The 17,996-nt window shown below is 59.3% G+C and carries 18 protein-coding genes; 10 read left to right on the forward strand and 8 right to left on the reverse strand.

The genetic code is table 11. The features are described from left to right. The first annotated feature begins 180 nt into the window (after window positions 1-180). The 6 genes from AC13QY_RS29370 (at window position 181) to AC13QY_RS29395 (ending at window position 7,118) form a co-directional block, all read left to right on the forward strand. Complete coding sequence (locus tag AC13QY_RS29370) at window positions 181-2,070, forward strand: ABC transporter ATP-binding protein (RefSeq protein ID WP_113352533.1); 1,890 nt, start codon at window positions 181-183, stop codon at window positions 2,068-2,070. Window positions 2,071-2,072: 2 nt separating this feature from the next. Further along, window positions 2,073-3,974, forward strand: coding sequence for an ABC transporter ATP-binding protein (locus tag AC13QY_RS29375; protein WP_113333787.1), 1,902 nt, complete (start codon window positions 2,073-2,075; stop codon window positions 3,972-3,974). Window positions 3,975-4,110: 136 nt separating this feature from the next. After that, a complete protein-coding gene (locus tag AC13QY_RS29380; RefSeq protein WP_113352534.1) occupies window positions 4,111-4,701 on the forward strand; it encodes an NADPH-dependent FMN reductase in 591 nt (196 codons plus the stop codon). Window positions 4,702-4,848: 147 nt separating this feature from the next. Next, window positions 4,849-5,355, forward strand: a complete 507-nt coding sequence (locus AC13QY_RS29385) for a winged helix-turn-helix transcriptional regulator (protein WP_113352677.1) — start codon at window positions 4,849-4,851, stop codon at window positions 5,353-5,355. 17 nt (window positions 5,356-5,372) lie between these two features. Continuing rightward, complete coding sequence (fabF, locus tag AC13QY_RS29390; protein WP_113352535.1) at window positions 5,373-6,638, forward strand: beta-ketoacyl-ACP synthase II; 1,266 nt, start codon at window positions 5,373-5,375, stop codon at window positions 6,636-6,638. A gap of 57 nt (window positions 6,639-6,695) precedes the next feature. Beyond that, window positions 6,696-7,118: a DUF4864 domain-containing protein gene (locus AC13QY_RS29395; protein ID WP_113333784.1), complete on the forward strand. Its 423-nt coding sequence runs from the start codon at window positions 6,696-6,698 to the stop codon at window positions 7,116-7,118. Between the two features lie 80 nt (window positions 7,119-7,198). Here AC13QY_RS29395 and AC13QY_RS29400 read toward each other — a convergent pair whose 3' ends face one another. From AC13QY_RS29400 to coaD, 7 genes are all read right to left on the reverse strand, one after another. Continuing rightward, the gene (locus AC13QY_RS29400; RefSeq protein WP_113352536.1) at window positions 7,199-8,089 is read right to left on the reverse strand and encodes a cell wall hydrolase; all 891 of its coding nucleotides are present in this window, start codon (window positions 8,087-8,089) and stop codon (window positions 7,199-7,201) included. A 253-nt stretch (window positions 8,090-8,342) separates the two neighbouring features. Further along, window positions 8,343-8,768 (reverse strand): VOC family protein, encoded by a 426-nt coding sequence (locus AC13QY_RS29405; protein WP_113352537.1) that lies wholly within the window; start codon window positions 8,766-8,768, stop codon window positions 8,343-8,345. Window positions 8,769-9,013: 245 nt separating this feature from the next. Further along, on the reverse strand, window positions 9,014-10,144 hold the full coding sequence (gene tgt / locus AC13QY_RS29410) for a tRNA guanosine(34) transglycosylase Tgt (protein ID WP_488494367.1): 1,131 nt from the start codon (window positions 10,142-10,144) through the stop codon (window positions 9,014-9,016). 6 nt (window positions 10,145-10,150) lie between these two features. Then, window positions 10,151-11,236: a tRNA preQ1(34) S-adenosylmethionine ribosyltransferase-isomerase QueA gene (gene queA, locus AC13QY_RS29415; protein WP_488494368.1), complete on the reverse strand. Its 1,086-nt coding sequence runs from the start codon at window positions 11,234-11,236 to the stop codon at window positions 10,151-10,153. 88 nt (window positions 11,237-11,324) lie between these two features. Next, entirely contained in the window at window positions 11,325-11,825 is a 501-nt protein-coding gene (locus tag AC13QY_RS29420) for a peptidylprolyl isomerase (RefSeq protein WP_152096159.1), read from the reverse strand. Between the two features lie 115 nt (window positions 11,826-11,940). After that, window positions 11,941-12,513 carry a peptidylprolyl isomerase gene (locus AC13QY_RS29425; RefSeq protein ID WP_488494369.1) on the reverse strand — a complete coding sequence of 191 codons (573 nt, stop codon included), beginning with the start codon at window positions 12,511-12,513 and terminating at the stop codon, window positions 11,941-11,943. Window positions 12,514-12,542: 29 nt separating this feature from the next. Beyond that, the gene (gene coaD, locus AC13QY_RS29430) at window positions 12,543-13,055 is read right to left on the reverse strand and encodes a pantetheine-phosphate adenylyltransferase (RefSeq protein WP_015339888.1); all 513 of its coding nucleotides are present in this window, start codon (window positions 13,053-13,055) and stop codon (window positions 12,543-12,545) included. 202 nt (window positions 13,056-13,257) lie between these two features. Here coaD and AC13QY_RS29435 point away from each other — a divergent pair, with 202 nt between their 5' ends. The 4 genes from AC13QY_RS29435 to AC13QY_RS29450 all read left to right on the forward strand — a co-directional run bounded on the left by AC13QY_RS29435 (window position 13,258) and on the right by AC13QY_RS29450 (window position 15,011). Further along, entirely contained in the window at window positions 13,258-13,482 is a 225-nt protein-coding gene (locus tag AC13QY_RS29435) for a hypothetical protein (protein ID WP_488494370.1), read from the forward strand. A gap of 91 nt (window positions 13,483-13,573) precedes the next feature. Further along, on the forward strand, window positions 13,574-13,732 hold the full coding sequence (locus AC13QY_RS29440) for a hypothetical protein (protein ID WP_167669546.1): 159 nt from the start codon (window positions 13,574-13,576) through the stop codon (window positions 13,730-13,732). A gap of 39 nt (window positions 13,733-13,771) precedes the next feature. Beyond that, window positions 13,772-13,906 (forward strand): hypothetical protein, encoded by a 135-nt coding sequence (locus tag AC13QY_RS29445; RefSeq protein ID WP_257713997.1) that lies wholly within the window; start codon window positions 13,772-13,774, stop codon window positions 13,904-13,906. Window positions 13,907-14,120: 214 nt separating this feature from the next. Continuing rightward, window positions 14,121-15,011 (forward strand): NAD-dependent epimerase/dehydratase family protein, encoded by an 891-nt coding sequence (locus AC13QY_RS29450; RefSeq protein ID WP_113352678.1) that lies wholly within the window; start codon window positions 14,121-14,123, stop codon window positions 15,009-15,011. 142 nt (window positions 15,012-15,153) lie between these two features. On the opposite strand, the gene gyrA is transcribed toward AC13QY_RS29450, so the two are convergent. After that, a complete protein-coding gene (gyrA, locus tag AC13QY_RS29455; RefSeq protein ID WP_069612165.1) occupies window positions 15,154-17,949 on the reverse strand; it encodes a DNA gyrase subunit A in 2,796 nt (931 codons plus the stop codon). Window positions 17,950-17,996: the final 47 nt, after the last annotated feature.

The following is a 17,996-nucleotide window of genomic DNA, read 5'->3' on the forward strand; positions in this document are numbered from 1 at the left end:
TCGATCCCGACATGTGATCGATTATTTTTTAAACACGCAATCTAACGCTCGCGTTGGACTTGTGACCGATTGACTCTTGAACGCCGCCACGGAATCGGCAAAATTCATCCTATCAATATTTTCCTTGAGATACGAACCCGTCTGCGGGCCCGCCTCGTTTAATTATGCCTGGATAAAAGCGTGAGCAGCGATTCATCAAGAAGCGCCGCGAAGCCACTGGTTTCGCGTGCGCATGTCAATGCGGTCGGTTGGGGCCAAGGCCTGTCGACGATCGTCCGGATCACCCACATGACGCTGCGCCATCCCTGGCAGACAAGCTTCGCCATTGGGGCGACTTTTGTGGCTGCAACGTTGCAGCTGACGATCCCCCGCCTCTTGGGCCGTGCCGTCGATCAGACGCAGACGGCGGTTGCCGGCGGTGCCGCCGGCCAGATCGCAGAAAATGCACTGCTGACGACTGCGTTGCTGCTGCTGGTCATCAGCATTCTGCGCGGCCTGTTCACGATGGTGCAGAACTACTATAGCGAAGCCGTCGGCCACCATATGGGCTATGAGCTTCGGCTCGCCTGCTATGAGAAGATCCAGCAGCTCTCCTTCAGCTTCCACGACAAGGCCCATTCTGGCGATCTCATCACAGTCGGCCTGCTCGATCTCGAAGGCGTGCGCATGTATTTCTCGACCGCCCTGGTGCGCATGGTGCTACTGACCATGCTGATCGGCGTCGGCGCCTATATGCTGCTATCGACCGATGTCGCGCTCGGTCTCCTGGCCCTGAGCTTCGTGCCTTTCGTGGCGTGGCGCTCTTCCGTCACGCAGTTGCGGTTGCGTTCGACGTGGCTCGATCTGCAGGAGCGCCTCTCGGTGCTGACGCGCGTGATGGAGGAAAATCTCGGTGGCATCCGCGTGGTGCGCGCCTTCGCCGCGCAGGCACACGAACTCATGAAGTTCGACCGGGCCTCGCACAATGCGCTTTCACTTGCCCACAAGCGCGTCGGCATCCGCGTCGTCAATACCAGCGCCATGAATCTCTCCTTCTTCGTGTCCATGGGTCTGGTGCTTTGGCTCGGCGGCCTGAAGGTCATCAATGGGGAGATCAGCGTGGGCACGCTGGCTTCCTTCCTGACCTTCATGACCATCCTGCAGATGCCGGTGCGCCAGCTCGGCCTGATGGTGAATGCTTTCGCACGTGCCTCGACCTGCGGTTCGCGCCTGTTTGAGCTCCTCGATCTCGATATTCCCATCAAAGATGCGCCGGACGCCAAGCCGCTCGTCGTGACCGAAGGCACGCTCCGTTTTGAGAATGTCGACTTCAGCTATCCAGGTTCGGAAATGCGGCCGGTGCTGAAGAATATCTGTTTCGAGGCAAAGCGCGGGGAGACGGTCGGCATTGTTGGTCCGCCCGGCAGCGGCAAGTCCACCATTGCCCATCTCATTCCACGCTTTTACGACGTCACGGCCGGGCGGATCACGCTTGACGGCCAGGATATCCGCAAGGCGACGTTGCAATCGCTGCGGCAGAACGTTGCCGTCGTACAGCAGGATTCCTTCCTGTTCACGACCAGCATCGAGAACAACATCGCCTATGGCGACCCCTGGGCGAAGGAAACCCGCATAGAGCGCGCCGCAGAGTCGGCGCAGTTGCACAATTACATCCTCGGCCTGCCAGCCGGCTACACGACAATCGTTGGCGAGCGCGGCGTGTCGCTGTCCGGCGGGCAACGTCAGCGCCTGACGATCGCCCGGACATTGATGCTGAAGCCGGCCGTGATGGTCTTCGACGATTCCACCGCCGCGATTGACGCCGCAACGGAGCAGCGCATCCGCAGCGCCATGAAGCGTTTCGCCCGGGACCGAGTAACACTGATCGTCGCGCACAGGCTGAGTTCGCTGATGCATGCCGACCAGATCCTGTTCATCGAGGATGGCGCGATTGTCGAGCGCGGCACGCACGAGCAGCTCCTGGCCGCAGGTGGGCGGTACAAGGCGCTCTACGATCTGCAGGTTCGCCCTGAGGATGATGTCGTCAAGACGTCGGGCGGCACGCTCGAAAGGGCGAAAAGGGAGGTATGACAATGTCGGAAACCATCGAAACCGAGCGCAACGATGTGCGCGAGGATGGTCGTCGCCCTCCCCGTGCCGTGGTCGGGTCCCATCGCGTCGAAGAGGAGATATTCGGCAAGGTCTTCGACAGCAAGATCATCCGCCGCATCTGGGCCTTCGTCAGCCCCTATCGGCGGCAGATCTACATCTCCGTTGCGGCCGTTCTGCTCTTCACCGCATCGCAAATCGTCATACCGCTCGTCATCCGCCATGCGATCGACAGTGCGATGGCGCCCGGAGCCATAGATTATTCCGCACTCTGGTTGTCTCTGGGAGTTTTCACGGCGGCCATCCTCGTCAATTACGGAGCAAGCTATGTGCAGGAAACCTATGTCGGCCAGGTCGCCGAGGAAGTGCTGTTCGACATTCGCCGGGCGATGTTTGCGCATCTGCAGCGGGTCTCGCTATCCTTCATGGATAAAACGGAAGTCGGTCGCCTGATGTCGCGCCTGCAGGGCGACGTTAACTCCATGCAGGAATTCCTTGAAACTTCAGTGCTTTCCGTCGGTGACATTGCCCTGCTCTTCGGCATCGTCATCGTCATGCTGTCGCTGGATTTCCGGCTCGGCCTGCTGACGCTTTCCGTCATGCCGATCCTTTTCATCGTGCGGCTGTTCTGGCTGCCGAAGGCGCGTGTCGCCTTCATGAACGCGCATGAGACCAACTCCGTTACCAATGGCGCACTGGCGGAAGCGATCCATGGGGTGCGCGCCGTCCAGGGCATGCATCGGCAGAGCGTGAACTTCTCGCTTTTCGACGACAAGGCCCATGCGAACCTTCAGACGCACCTGACGGCGGCCCGCTATGCCCAGGTCATGGTGCCGATCGTCGACACGCTGACTGGCATGGCCATGGCGATCGTCATCATCGTCGGCGGCTCGATGGTGCTGAACCACAAGCTCGATGTCGGCATCATGGTCGCCTTCCTGTTCTACATTCAGCGCTTCTTCGACCCGATCCGTTCGCTGACCATGCAATATTCGGTCATGCAGCGCGCCATGGCGTCCGGCCAGCGGCTGACCGAGGTGCTCGATGTTCCAGTCGACATCAAGGATGCGCCCGATGCGATCGAGCTGTCGCCGGATATGGACGGCTCGGTGGAATTCCGCGATGTGATCTTCGGCTATAATCCCAAGCATCCCGTGCTGAAGAATGTGAGCTTCAGGGTTAATCCGGGAGAAACAGTAGCGCTGATCGGGCCAACGGGCTCGGGCAAGTCGAGCTCGATGGCGCTCATCCATCGCTTCTATGATGTGCAGCATGGTCAGGTATTGGTCGGTGGCCATGACGTGCGCTCCCTTACACAGGATTCGCTCGGACGCCAGATCGCCATGGTGCTACAGGAGCCGTTCCTCTTCACCGGTACGGTGCTGGAGAACATCCGCTACAACAAGACGGAGGCGACACGCGAAGAGGTCATCGAGGCCGCTAAAGCGGTCGGCGCGCATGAGTTCATCATGCGCCTTCCGGATGGCTACGACTCCGTTCTCGGCGAGCGCGGCGGCGGTCTTTCACTCGGCCAGCGCCAGCTCGTCAGCTTCGCCCGTGCCCTTGTTGCCGACGCCAAGATCCTCGTGCTCGACGAAGCGACGGCGAATATCGACAGCTACACCGAAATGCTGATCCAGAAAGCGTTGGTGAAGCTGCTCGAAGGCCGCACCGGTCTCGTCATCGCCCATCGTCTGGCCACCATCCGCGAGGCCGACCGCATTATCGTGTTGCAAAACGGCCAGTTGCTTGAAAGCGGCAACCACAATCAGCTGATGGCAAACGGCAAGCTTTACTCGAAGCTCTATAACCTCAATTATGCGTCCTTCGACGATATTCCGGAGGAGGAAGTCTCCGCTTCGGTACCGGTGGAGTCGCGAACCTAAAGCAATTCCCGGAAAAGTGCGTAGCGATTTTCGTCAAGAATTGCGTGGAAACAATGAGGTAGAGCAGTTCAAAGACTCCATAAAGAGCTGAACCGCTCCAGACATGCCGCACAAGACTGTGAGGACATAATCAATAATGGCCGACAGTATTCTGGTTCTCTACGGTTCCTACCGCTCGGATCGCGTCGGCATCCGGCTCGCGAATTTTATCGTAGCGGGCCTGATTGAGCGTGGAAACGACGTGGAGCTCATCGATGCGCAGGCGGTTGGACTGCCGATGCTCGATCGAATGTATAAGGAATATCCCAAAGGATCTGCTCCTCCGGCAATGGAGAGGCTTGCCGCAAAAATTCGAGCCGCCGATGCCTTCGTTTTCGTCACCGGCGAATACAATTGGGGTATGCAGCCCGGCCTGAAGAACCTGACCGATCATTATCTGGAAGAATGGTTCTGGCGCCCGGCGGCGATTGCCAGCTACTCCGGCGGCCGCCTCTCCGGCGCACATGCGGCGCCTGCCTGGCATGGCACTCTTTCAGAGATGGGAATGGTCGTCATCTCAAGCACGCTTGCCGTCGCCAACATATCGGCAGCATTGGACGCTGACGGCAGACCCACCGGGAGCGGAGGCGATGCGCTGGCAAGAGCTTTTCCCCGTTTTGCCGACGACCTCACCTGGTGGACCGAGGCAGCAAAACAGCAGCGCGCCCGTAAGGCACCTCCGTACTGAAAACCCGCGGCCTGGCCACAGCCAGGCGCATTTCGCTCATTCCCATCTAGCTTCGCGCGCCAGCAGATTGAGTTCCTGCTTCGAGCAAATCTAGCTTCGCGATAGTAACTTGCATCATGATAGTTACTCATGCTATCTGCCTCGCCCATGCAGAGAACCAGCTTCAGCAATTTCAAATGCCCCGCCGCCCGTGCGCTTGAAAGCGTAGGCGACTGGTGGAGCATCCTGATCCTGCGTGATGCGCTGCAGGGATTGCGCCGGTTCGACGAATTCCAGAAAAATCTCGGCGTTGCACCGAACATCCTGACGCGGCGCCTCAAGCATCTCACAGACGAAGGTCTGTTCGAGCGGCGACTCTATCAAGAGCGGCCGCCGCGCTACGAATATGTGCTGACCGAGAAGGGCCGGGATTTCTTCCCCGTGCTGATGGCGCTCTTCACCTGGGGCAATCGGCACTTGCCTACCGAAGAAGTCGCAATGCGCCTCGTCGACGCCAATACCGGTGAGGATCGCGACCCGCTTCTCATCGACCGCGTCACCGGCCGCACCTTCCAGCCCGAAGACACGATGCTTGTGCCCGGGCCTGCGGCCGATGACACCGTTCATGAACGCATAGCCCAGATGAAAGCATGGTTTCTGGGCTTCGACGCCTGACAGAATAGGAGCAAGACATGGATCGTATCGTCGTCACCGGCATGGGACTGGTTTCTCCCCTGGGCGTGGGTGTCAATGCAAGCTGGAAGCGGCTGGTCGAGGGGCGTTCCGGCCTCAGGCTGCTGCCTGAGGAAATGGTAGGTGATCTCACCGCCAAGATCGGTGGTGTTGTTCCCGATATATCGGAGGACCTCGAAGCCGGCTTCGACGCCGACCGCTATGTGCCGGTCAAAGACCAGAAAAAGATGGACCGGTTCATCCAATTTGCCATGGCGGCCGCCGAAGAGGCAATCCTGCAGGCCGGCTGGCAACCGACTGACGTCGGCGCTCTGGAACGGACGGCCACGATCATTGCATCGGGCGTCGGTGGCTTTCCCGCCATCGCTGATGCGGTTCGCACGGCGGAAACGAAAGGCGTGCGGCGTTTGTCACCCTTCACCATCCCCTCCTTCCTCGTCAACCTCGCCGCTGGCCAGGTGAGTATCCGCTATGGCTTCAAGGGGCCGCTCGGTGCGCCAGTCACCGCCTGTGCGGCCAGCGTGCAGGCGATCGGCGATGCCGCGCGGCTGATCCGCTCCGGAGAGGCCGATGTCGCCATCTGCGGCGGTGCCGAAGCCTGCATCGACAAAGTGAGCCTTGGCGGCTTCGCTGCAGCGCGTGCTCTCTCGACCGGCTTCAGCAACCGCCCGGAAGAAGCCTCCCGCCCATTCGACAGCGGGCGTGACGGCTTCGTCATGGGTGAAGGTGCCGGCATGCTTGTCATCGAGACCTTGGAGCACGCCCTTGCGCGTGGCGCCACGCCGCTGGCCGAGCTTGTCGGTTATGGCACTGCCGCCGATGCCTATCACATGACGGCAGGGCCGGAAGATGGCGATGGTGCGCGCCGGGCCATGCTTGCGGCACTTTCCCAGGCTCGCATTTCGCCGGCGGAGGTCAAGCATCTGAATGCGCATGCGACATCGACCCAGGTCGGCGACCGAGGCGAGATGGAAGCCATCAAAACCGTCTTCGGCCGTGACGGTGCGGTTGCCGTCAGCGGTACGAAGGCGGCGACCGGCCATCTTCTGGGCGCCGCTGGCGGCATGGAAGCGATCTTCACGATTATGGCTCTGCGAGACCAGATAGCGCCGCCGACCCGTAATCTACAGGATCCGGATCCGGCGGCGGAAGGCATCGACATCGTCGGTAGCACCGCGCGACCGATGGCCATGGACTATGCGATCTCCAATGGTTTCGGCTTTGGCGGCGTCAACGCCAGCGCCCTCTTCCGCCGCTGGCAGTAATCGCTTCTGCTTGAGATCAAAGCGCGCTAAGCTCTTCTCACATGGCTGAGGATGCACATGCGCGCTTTTTCTTTCGCCGTTTTTCTCTGCTGCTTTGCCTTTATGCCGGTCGCTTACGCGGAAGATCCGGTGCAAACGGCACAGAGCCTCATTGAGCAACAAATCGAGGCTTTTCTGCAGGATGATGCGGCGACCGCCTATTCCTTCGCCGCACCCGGCATCAAGGCGCTCTTCCCGGATAAGGACAGCTTCTTCGCCATGGTGAGGAAGAACTATCTGCCGGTCTACCACCCGGGCAACTACGCCTTCGGCAAGAGCCGAGCGATCGACAACGGTGCCGTCGTCTATCAGGAGGTGCTGATCACCGGCACCGATGACAAGGACTGGACAGCGATCTATCAAATCACCCGCCAGCCCGACGGCAGCTATAAGATCAACGGCGTGCAAATTCTTGCCAAAACGGCGAGCGAGGGTATCTGAGGCATATTGCTCACCCCCCAAACGCAAACAGCGCGTCTCAAAGGAGAGACGCGCTGTCATAGGGCTTAGGCCGGATCTTATTAACCGCGAATTCTAAGCGGATTTCCTGCAGACGTATTGCCGTCGAATTCCGGCCGTGGCTGCGGGATGACGACCGTTGAAGCCGGCATAGGCGTATTCGTGTACGTGGTCTCGCCGTTCGGAAGTGGTCCTGAAATTGCCATGTCCGTAGGCGCGGGCGTCGGGATCGGAACTGCAGTTGGGATAACGATGGCGCTCTGCGGCATGGTCACCATCGGGTTCGAGACCGGCGTAAATGCCGCAACGGCAGACGTCGTGGACGCCGGCTGCGTTTCCGGCAGCACAAACGGAGATTGCGGCGCGCCCTGCGTGGGCACATAATTCATCGCAACCTCGTAAGCCGGAAGCGGCGCAGGCGTCTGCAATTCGCCATCGCGACCACGCTTCTCATAGAACGCGTTACCGCCGGCATAAGCGACGTAGTGCATATTGTCGTACGGGAATCTCAGGCCCTCAGTATGAAAGAACATCGCGTCCTTCACCTGGGGATGCCGTTCGCCGCGCAGGATCTTCGAGGCAGCAACTTCGAGATCTGGCTTTGCCTGATCCTTGACTTCCCTGGTCATCACGCCTGGCGCGAACTGCTTTTCCTGGGCAACTACGCCGCAGATCGTGGGCGGATAGGCCCCGGAGGTCAGCCTGTTCATCACGACCGTACCGACTGCCATGTAACCACTCGGGTCGGACCGCTCCGATTCGAAGTACATTGCACGTTCGAGACAGTCCTTGTCCTTCATCGTGTAATTATAGGTAACCTTCGCGCCACGAATGGGCTTGGTGGTATTGCTGGGGGTAGCTGTTGTCTTCTGCGTCGTCGTGCAGCTGGTAGCGGCTAGGCCGACAACCAATAGTCCCGAAAGACATGCCCCGAATTTGCGTTGCGCCCTCAACGGCAAGTGCCTCCTATTTTCGGTAGTACAGCCCTTATCGATTAAGAGAATGCGTTTTAGCCGGATTTTTTCAAAATTCCAAGCAGCCACGCAATCAAATCAGCCAATGACGTTTTTCAAAGGCGGATGGACCGTTTATTCCGATTCGCTATTTTTCCCAATGCTTTATTGTCGTCGAGCTCACTTTGAAACATGGCCGGAAACGGAAATTGCCCAAAGCAAGCCCGTTCCAGCCGGCTCAAAATGATGTTTGTTAAGGATAGCAATCAATCGATAATAAATGATTTACCAACAGAGCAAGCTCCATGCGCCAGCCGACCTCGACGAGGATTCGCCCCGGCGCGAAACAATAAAACGACCAATTGCCACGTATGGCCGAAGGTGGTTTCCAGATCTCGCAGCCGCTCGATTTCGCCCGTTCGAACAACAGATCGACGGCTTCTCGAGAGGGCTGCATGAAGCCGATATGATAGGTATTGCAACCGACGGAAACGCCATCGGCACCGCCGAACTTCTCGACAGGCCGACTGATGACAAGTTCAAGCCCGGCATCATCGCGAAGGATGGCAAGGCCATTTGCGCCTCGCGTTTCCACCTCCCTCAGGCCAAAAACGGAAATAAAGAAATCCCGCGTCGCGGCGACATCGGGAACATACAGATCCAGGTGGTTCAGTCTCATGACAGCTCCAAAAGGCTTTCCCGCGGAGACATGTCGGTCGATCCGGCCCACGCCAACGCGGGACACTCGACCACAATGGTCAAGTTCCGCGTCGCGGGCTCTCATCACCAATGGCAAGGAGCAGTGCTTCCAGGCTGGAAGGGGTTGGGCCTACCGAAACCAACCCTGCCTTTTTCGACAGGCTTCTGTTAGCGCGAAATCGCCAGAGGAGCAAGATCGCGTAGCGTATCCTCAGCGTAGCTGGATCACGCCGGTTCGAGATCGCCCCTCGCCCAGTTCTCCATCGTTTCAGCCATGAAATCGGCAAAGCGGCCTTCGGCGATGGACTGGCGGATGCCCTGCATCAGTTCCTGATAGTAGGCAAGATTGTGCCAGGAGAGCAGCATGCCGCCGAGCGCTTCGTTGGCGCGGACAAGATGGTGCAGGTAGGCGCGGGAATAATCCCGCGAGGCCGGGCAGTTCGACTGCTCGTCGAGCGGGCGCATGTCTTCGGCATGGCGGGCATTGCGGATATTGACCTTGCCGCGACGGGTAAAGGCCAGTCCGTGACGGCCCGAGCGGGTCGGCATCACGCAATCGAACATATCGATGCCGCGAGCGACGGATTTGAGGATGTCGTCCGGTGTGCCGACACCCATCAGATAGCGCGGTTTATCTACCGGCAGTTCCGGAAGCGTGATCTCAAGCATGCGCAGCATGACTTCCTGCGGCTCGCCGACGGCAAGGCCACCGACCGCATAGCCCTTCAGATCCATGCCGCTCAGCGCCTGAGCCGACCGGACGCGAAGCTCCGGCACATCGCCGCCCTGGACGATGCCGAACATCGCTTTGCCGGGCTGGTTGCCGAAGGCGACCTTGCAGCGCTCCGCCCAGCGCAGCGACATTTCCATGGCACGCTCGATCTCCTTCGGCGTTGCCGGCAGAGCGACGCATTCGTCGAGCTGCATCTGGATATCGGAATCGAGCAGGCCTTGGATCTCGATCGACCGCTCGGGCGACATATGATGCAGGCTGCCGTCGACATGCGACTTGAAGGTAACGCCCTGCTCATCCAGCTTGCGCAGGCCCGAAAGCGACATGACCTGAAATCCGCCGGAATCGGTGAGGATCGGATGCGGCCAGCGGATCAGCTGATGCAGACCACCGAGGCGGGCGACGCGCTCGGCTGTCGGACGCAGCATCAGATGATAGGTATTGCCGAGAATGATATCGGCGCCGGTTTCGCGCACCTGGTCGAGATACATCGCCTTGACGGTGCCGACAGTGCCGACAGGCATAAAAGCCGGCGTGCGGATGGTTCCGCGCGGCATGGAAACTTCGCCGAGGCGCGCGCCGCCATCGGTCTTCTTCAATTGAAACTGAAAGCTCTCGCTCATTTCGTCCTAGTCTTTCCGGTGGAGCAGGCTGCCATCGCCATAGGAATAGAAGCGATAGCCCGTCTCGATAGCATGGGTATAGGCCGCGCGCATCGTATCGAGGCCGGCAAAGGCCGATACGAGCATGAACAAGGTCGAACGCGGCAGGTGGAAATTGGTCATCAGCATGTCGACGGCTTTGAAGCGATAGCCGGGCGTGATGAATATGCCCGTAGCACCTTGCCAAGGCTGGATGGTGCCATCGTCAGCGGCGGCACTTTCGATCAGCCGCAGCGAGGTGGTTCCGACACAGACGATGCGCCCGCCCCTCGCCTTGACGACATTGAGTTTTGCAGCGGTTTCGACATCGACATAGCCGATCTCGAAATGCATCTTGTGATCATCGGTATCGTCGGCCTTAACGGGCAGGAAGGTACCAGCCCCGACATGCAGCGTCACGAAATGCCGCTCGACATCAATGGCGTCGAGTGCGGCAAACAGAGACGGCGTGAAATGGAGGCCGGCGGTCGGTGCCGCGACGGCGCCCTCTTCGCGCGCATAGATCGTCTGGTAATCGGCGCGATCGCGCTCGTCTTCCGGGCGCTTCGCTGCAATATACGGTGGCAGGGGAATATGCCCGACCGCGGTGATCGCTTCGTCCAACGCTGGGCCGGATAGATCGAACCGCAGAGTAATTTCGCCGCCCTCGCCCTTCTCCTCGACAGTCGCATCGAGTGAGTCCAGAACGCAGACATTTTCGCCGTGGCCGAACTGGATGCGGTCACCGATCTTGATGCGTTTTCCGGGCCTGGCAAAGGCCTTCCAGCGATCCGGCGCGGCACGCATGTGCAAGGTGGCCGAGACCTGCTGTCCGGGGGCACCCTCGCGATGGCGAATGCCTTCCAGTTGCGCCGGTATCACCTTGGTATCGTTGAAGACAACGGCATCGCCGGGGCGCAGGAAGGATGGGAGATCCCGCACCCGATGGTCACTCAGCGTGTTGGCACCATCGTTTGGATCGACGACGAGCAGGCGCGCGCTATCGCGCGGCTCGGCGGGCCTGAGCGCGATACGCTCCTCCGGCAGATCGAAATCGAAAAGGTCAACACGCATTCAATTGGTCCAGGCAGTTCATTTAGGCAAAGCGAAACCCGCCCCTCACGCTAGCGGCGCAAGAGGCGGGTTTCAGGAATAATCACGATCAGACGTCGGCGGCAACCCGCGCGGATACGATCGAATCCGGATCCTTTACCGGCTCACCGCGCTTGATCTGGTCGACGAATTCCATGCCGGAGATGACCTGACCCCAAACGGAGTACTGCTTGTTCAGCCACGGAGCGTCCGTAAAGCAGATGAAGAACTGCGAGTTGGCCGAGTTCGGGTTCTGCGAACGGGCCATCGAGCACGTGCCGCGAACGTGCGGCGTTGCGGAGAATTCAGCCTTCAGGTCGGGCTTAGCCGAACCACCGGTGCCAGCGCGAGCGGTGTTACCGCCAACCTTGCCATGCTCGACATCACCGGTCTGGGCCATGAAGCCGTCGATGACGCGATGGAAGACGACGCCATCATACGCCTTCTCGCGCGCAAGTTCCTTGATGCGGGCGACATGCTCGGGAGCAACCTGCGGCAGAAGCTGAATGACAACCTGGCCCTTGGTGGTTTCCAGGATGAGGGTGTTTTCTGGATCCTTGATCTCAGCCATGTTCGTTTCCTTGTTCTCTCTGTTTGCGCACGATCGTAACCAGATCATGCAGCTTGGCCTTGGCGCGATCTCATCCAAAAGCCGCGCCGCGCCTTTTGGAATCACGCCCGTGAAATCACTTCTTGGTGACAGTAACCTTGATCATCTTGTCGGGGTTGGTCACTTCGCCGTTCTGGCCTTCGCCGCGCTTGATCTTGTCGACGAGCTCCATGCCCGAGATGACCTTGCCGACGACCGTGTACTGGCCGTTCAGGAAATCGCCATTGGCGAACATGATGAAGAACTGCGAATTGGCAGAGTTCGGGTCCTGGGCGCGCGCCATGCCGACAGTGCCGCGCGTGAACGGAACTTTGGAGAATTCTGCCGGAAGGTTCGGCAGATCGGAACCACCGGTGCCGGCCTTGTTCGCATCATAACCCTTGGAGGCATTGCCGTACTGGACGTCGCCGGTCTGAGCCATGAAGCCATCGATGACGCGATGGAAGACGACGTTGTCGTAGGCGCCCTTCTTCGCCAGCGCTTCGATCTGCGCGACATGCTTCGGAGCAACTTCCGGCATCAACTGGATGACCACCGGGCCGTCCTTGAGCTGGATGGTCAAAAGATCTGCGGCTGCGGCCGAGAACGCGCTGCCTGCGAAGGCGGCAAGGCTCAGGAATCCTGCCAATGCAATATGAAAGAGTTTCATGGATGCTCCGTTCGGGATTGTATTTCGGCTCAGCTGTTGCCGCTGGCCTTATTTTTGAGTTTGCCGTTCAGCGCTTCCAGAACCGCTGACGGCACGAAGGCGCTGACATCGCCACCCATGGATGCGATCTGCCGCACCAATGTGGCGGTTATGGGCCGAGAGGCCGTACCGGCAGGCAGGAACAGCGTCTGGATATCCGGCGCCATCTGCCTGTTCATGCCAGCCATCTGCATTTCATAATCGAGATCGGTGCCATCGCGCAGGCCACGCACCAGCAAGGTCGCGCCATGGGCGCGGGCGGCATCGACGACCAGATTGTCGAAAGCGACGACGGAAATATCGCCCGCCTTTTGCGGCAGAGCCTCACCGAGCGATCTGCGGATGAGCTCCGCCCGCTCCTCGAAGGAGAAAAGCGGCTTCTTGCCGGGGTGAATGCCAATCGCGACGATCACCTTGGCGGCGACGTTCAACGCCTGCACGAGGACATCCAGATGTCCGTTGGTCATCGGGTCGAAGGACCCAGGATAGAAGGCTGTCGTCATTACCAAGCCGGCTCGTTGTTTCGACGCCTTTTGTCATGGATGAGGCCGTATCGCAAGTGATTTGCAACCCAGCGGCCGCCTCTGAACTGCAGATGAACGCGCCGTTCAAGCCCGTTTCAGCTCGACAATGCTTTACTGACATCAACATCGAAACGGGCCTGCTTCAATGGCTCGCCGATCTCGATTTCAGGGACATCATGCTATGCTCGTCTTCATTATCGCAGGCGCCATCATCGGTTCATTTTTCCTCGAATATCTCGTTCATCTTTTCGCCGACAATTATGAGATCGAATGGGATTCCGCCTCGGAAAGCGGCAAGGACATCGATTTTGCCCAAGAAATCGCCACTGCTATGCGCAGGACGCATCGCGAATCTGAACGCCAGATGAACAAGGCATTCAAGGTCGCTTCAGACGCGCATTGCTAGATAGCTCTCAATATCGGCGGAACCATTTGGGAAACGCCGCGTTAACAGTCCGAAACTCAGATCGCATATTGCGGCAAGAAGGAAGAAGAGTATGCCCGACAAGATCACCCTCATTAACGTTGTTTGGATGGCCATGATTTCGGGAATGCTCGCAGCAACCATTGCGCTTTACGATCAGAAACCCGACCAGTCGAAGATCTACGGTCCCTTTGCTTCGGCTCGTCCCTTCGTTGCCTCGAGCCAGTACTAAGGGATCTGAACGCTAGTCCCACCAAAGGAGGGAGCGATCATGTTCACAATTTTGACGCTGCTTACACTTTTCATCAGCATCATGTTTGTCGTGTCAGTCGCATCCACCATTTCGGCGCTTCATCGCGAAAGCGAAGAGAGCAAGAGGCTGCATAAGCGTCACAAGACGCTCTGATCTCCGCGTACCGAGCATCTCTTCCCGCCATATGCTCGGATGGACCCTGAACCGGACGCTTTCCCCGCCAGCGTCCGGTTTTTTATTACCATTATGGTCCCGGCGCTTTCCCTTCAGGCCCTGCCGCAAAGACGCAAAATCGTGATTTTGCAAGGGAAAGAGCGCCAGCCGCTTCAATCATGCTATGATGATCGCGGTTCATCGAGGGATCGAGATGCGCGTTGTTCTGACAGGCAGCTCCGGGCGACTTGGCCGGGCGATCTTTAATGCGCTGGCGCCAAGCCATAGGGTGATTGGCATCGATCGTTCACCGTTTTCGACGACGCATCTCCTCGGAGATTTTGCCGATGCGGCGTTGCTGCGCCAGGCGCTGACGGGTGCGGATGCAGTCATCCATTGCGCGGCCCTGCATGCCCCTCATGTCGGCGCGGTTTCCGACGATGAATTTCGCCGCATCAATGTGGACGGAACACGGCAGCTTGCGGAAGCGGCACTGGCTGCCGGCGTTAAGAGACTGGTATTTACCAGCACGACCGCACTTTATGGTCGCGCCGTTGCTCCCGGTCATTGCACATGGGTCGATGAAGACACCGTACCGCAACCGAAAAGCATCTATCACCGCACGAAACTGGAAGCCGAGCAGATCCTTAAAGGGATGACTGGCCCGGATTTGCAGGTCCGCGTTTTACGCATGTCTCGAAGTTTTCCAGAAACAGCCAATGTAATGGCTATTCATCGCCTGCATCGCGGTGTCGATATCCGCGATGTCGCGGATGCCCATGTCGCGGCGCTGACGAATGGCGGCAAAGATTTTCAACGACATATTGTTTCCGCCGGCACGTTGTTCAAACCGGAAGATTGCGAGGCGCTCGCGGTGGACGCCGCCTCCATCATCCAGCTGCGCGCGCCTGGCCTTGCCGCCAAATTTGCACAGCGAAACTGGTTGCTGCCTGACAGAATTGATCGCATCTACGCGTCGAAATCTGCGGGCGCGGTCCTCGGCTGGCATTTCCGCTTTGGCTATGATGAGGTTTTCGCGCAGCTGGATCGGGAGAGCCTCGAGGTTCTGCCGCCTTTTTCGCAAAACTACGAACGCCCGGAATAACGGGTTGGGAAATGGCCGCCAGATCCGGGCAGGCCATGCTCCAAATGACAATCGCATGAGCCAGCTGCCAAGCTCATGCGATTGAAAATCTTCAGCTCCCAGATGGTCCTGCCGAACCCTTTCCGAGTAGGCACAGCGAAGACTATTCTTCGCTGCCACCCTCGCTACCGGCACCTCCTGCTTCACCGGCAGCGGCGTCATCCTCGGCTGCCGAAGCATCGTCCTCATCGCCTTCCGGCTCGCTGATACGCTCGACAGAGACGACCTTCTCATCCTTGGCGGTCGAGAAGATGGTGACGCCCTTGGTGGCGCGGCTGGCGATGCGGATGCCGCCGACGGGCACGCGGATCAGCTGACCGCCATCCGAGACAAGCATGATCTGATCGCCGTCCTCGACCGGGAAGGCAGCAACAAGCTCGCCAATCTCGCCCGTCTTCGACGTGTCGGTGGCGCGGATACCCTTGCCGCCGCGGCCGGAGATACGGAAATCGTAGGAAGACGAACGCTTGCCGAAACCCTTCTCCGAAACGGTCAGAACAAACTGCTCGAGCGCCTTGAGCTCCTCGTAGCGCTCATCGCTGAGCTGTCCCTCTTCGGTGACTTCTTCGCCGACCAGCGCAATCTCCTCGTCATCGCCCGTTGCGGAGCGGCGCTCGCTGACGGAGCGTTTGAGATAGGCCGCGCGCTCCCACGGCTCGGCATCCACGTGGCGGACGATCGTCATCGAGATGATGCGATCGCCGGATGCAAGGCTGATGCCGCGAACGCCGATGGAGTTGCGGCCGGCAAAGACGCGCACATCCGAAACCGAGAAGCGGATGCACTGGCCGAGCGCCGTCGTCATCAGCACGTCGTCGTGTTCGGTGCAGGTCTCGACGGAGAGGATTTCATCACCCTCTTCCTCGAGCTTCATGGCGATTTTGCCGTTGCGATTGACCTGCACGAAATCCGACAGCTTGTTGCGGCGCACGGTTCCGCGCGTCGTCGTGAACATGACGTCGAGATTGTCCCAGCTATCCTCATCTTCCGGCAGAGGCATGATCGTGGTGATGCGTTCGCCGGGTTCCAGCGGCAGCATGTTGATCAGTGCCTTGCCGCGCGATGTCGGCGTGCCGATCGGCAGACGCCAGACCTTTTCCTTGTAGACGATACCGCGGGACGAGAAGAACAGAACCGGCGTATGTGTATTGAGAACGAATAGCCGGGTAACGAAATCCTCGTCGCGGGTGGTCATTCCGGAGCGGCCCTTGCCGCCACGCCGCTGCGCACGATAGGTGGTCAGCGGCACGCGCTTGATATAGCCGAGATGGGACACGGTGACGACCATGTCCTCGCGGGCGATCAGATCCTCGTCGTCCATCTCGAGGCCGCCATCGACGATCTCGGTGCGGCGCGGCGTCCCAAATTCGTCGCGAACCGCAGCAAGCTCTTCTTTTACAATGGTTTGGATGCGGGCACGCGACGAGAGAATATCAAGGTAGTCCTTGATCTCGGCACCAATCTGATTGAGTTCCTCATCGATCTCGTCACGGCCGAGAGCGGTCAGGCGTGCCAGACGCAGCTCGAGAATGGCGCGGGCCTGCTCTTCCGAGAGGTTGTAGGTGCCGTCCTCATTAATGCGGTGACGCGGGTCATCGATTAGCCGGATAAGCGATTCGACGTCCGCTGCATTCCAGCGGCGCGTCATCAGCTCTTCACGGGCCGATTGCGGATCGGGCGCTTGCCGAATGACGCGGATGACTTCGTCGATATTAGCGACGGCAATGGCCAGACCTACCAAGACGTGGGCGCGATCGCGCGCCTTGCGCAGCAGATACTTGGTGCGGCGGCTGATGACTTCCTCACGGAACGCCACGAAAGCGCGCAGCATGTCCATCAGGTTCATCTGCTCCGGCTTGCCGCCGTTCAGCGCCACCATGTTGCAGCCAAAGGAGGTCTGCAGCGGCGTGTAGCGATAAAGCTGGTTCAGGATGACATCGGCATTGGCGTCGCGCTTCAGCTCGACGACAACGCGATAACCCTGGCGGTCGGATTCGTCGCGCAGATCCGAGATGCCTTCGATGCGCTTCTCGCGCACGAGTTCGGCCATCTTCTCGATCATCGACGCCTTGTTCACCTGATAGGGAATCTCGGTGATGATGATCTGCTCGCGATCGCCGCGCATCGGCTCAATGGTCGCGACACCGCGCATGACAACCGAGCCGCGGCCCGTCTCATAGGCGGAGCGGATGCCGGCGCGGCCGAGGATCTTCGCACCGGTCGGGAAATCCGGACCGGGGATGATCTCCATCATCTCAGGCAGCTCGATTGCCGGATTATCGATCAGCGCGATACAGCCATTGATGACTTCGGAGAGGTTGTGCGGCGGAATGTTCGTCGCCATGCCGACGGCGATGCCGCCCGAGCCGTTGACCAGCAGGTTCGGGAAGCGTGCCGGCAGAACCTTCGGCTCTTCCGTCGTCGCATCGTAATTTTCCTGGAAATCGACCGTTTCCTTGTCGATATCCTCAAGAAGTTCGTGGGCGACCTTCGTCAGGCGCGATTCCGTATAACGCATCGCCGCCGGCGGATCGCCGTCGATCGAGCCGAAATTGCCCTGCCCGTCGATGAGCGGCACCCGCATCGACCAGTCCTGCGCCATGCGGACCAAGGCGTCGTAGATCGAGGCGTCGCCGTGCGGGTGGTAGCTACCCATGACGTCAGCGACGGGACGGGCCGACTTCACATATTTGCGGTTCCAGTGATAGCCGCTCTGATGCGCCGCATAAAGGATGCGCCGATGAACGGGCTTCAGACCATCACGGACGTCGGGAAGCGCGCGGCTGACGATCACGCTCATGGCGTAATCGAGATAGGACCGCTGCATTTCCTCCATGATGGAAATCGGCTCGATGCCTGGCGGGAGCTTCCCGCCGCCGGGTGGTGTTTGCTCAGTCAAAACAGATCACGATCTCTTTTAGAATCACTGCGAAATTTATAGCCGAA

This window comes from Martinezella sp. CNPSo 3795 (genome assembly GCF_057784475.1).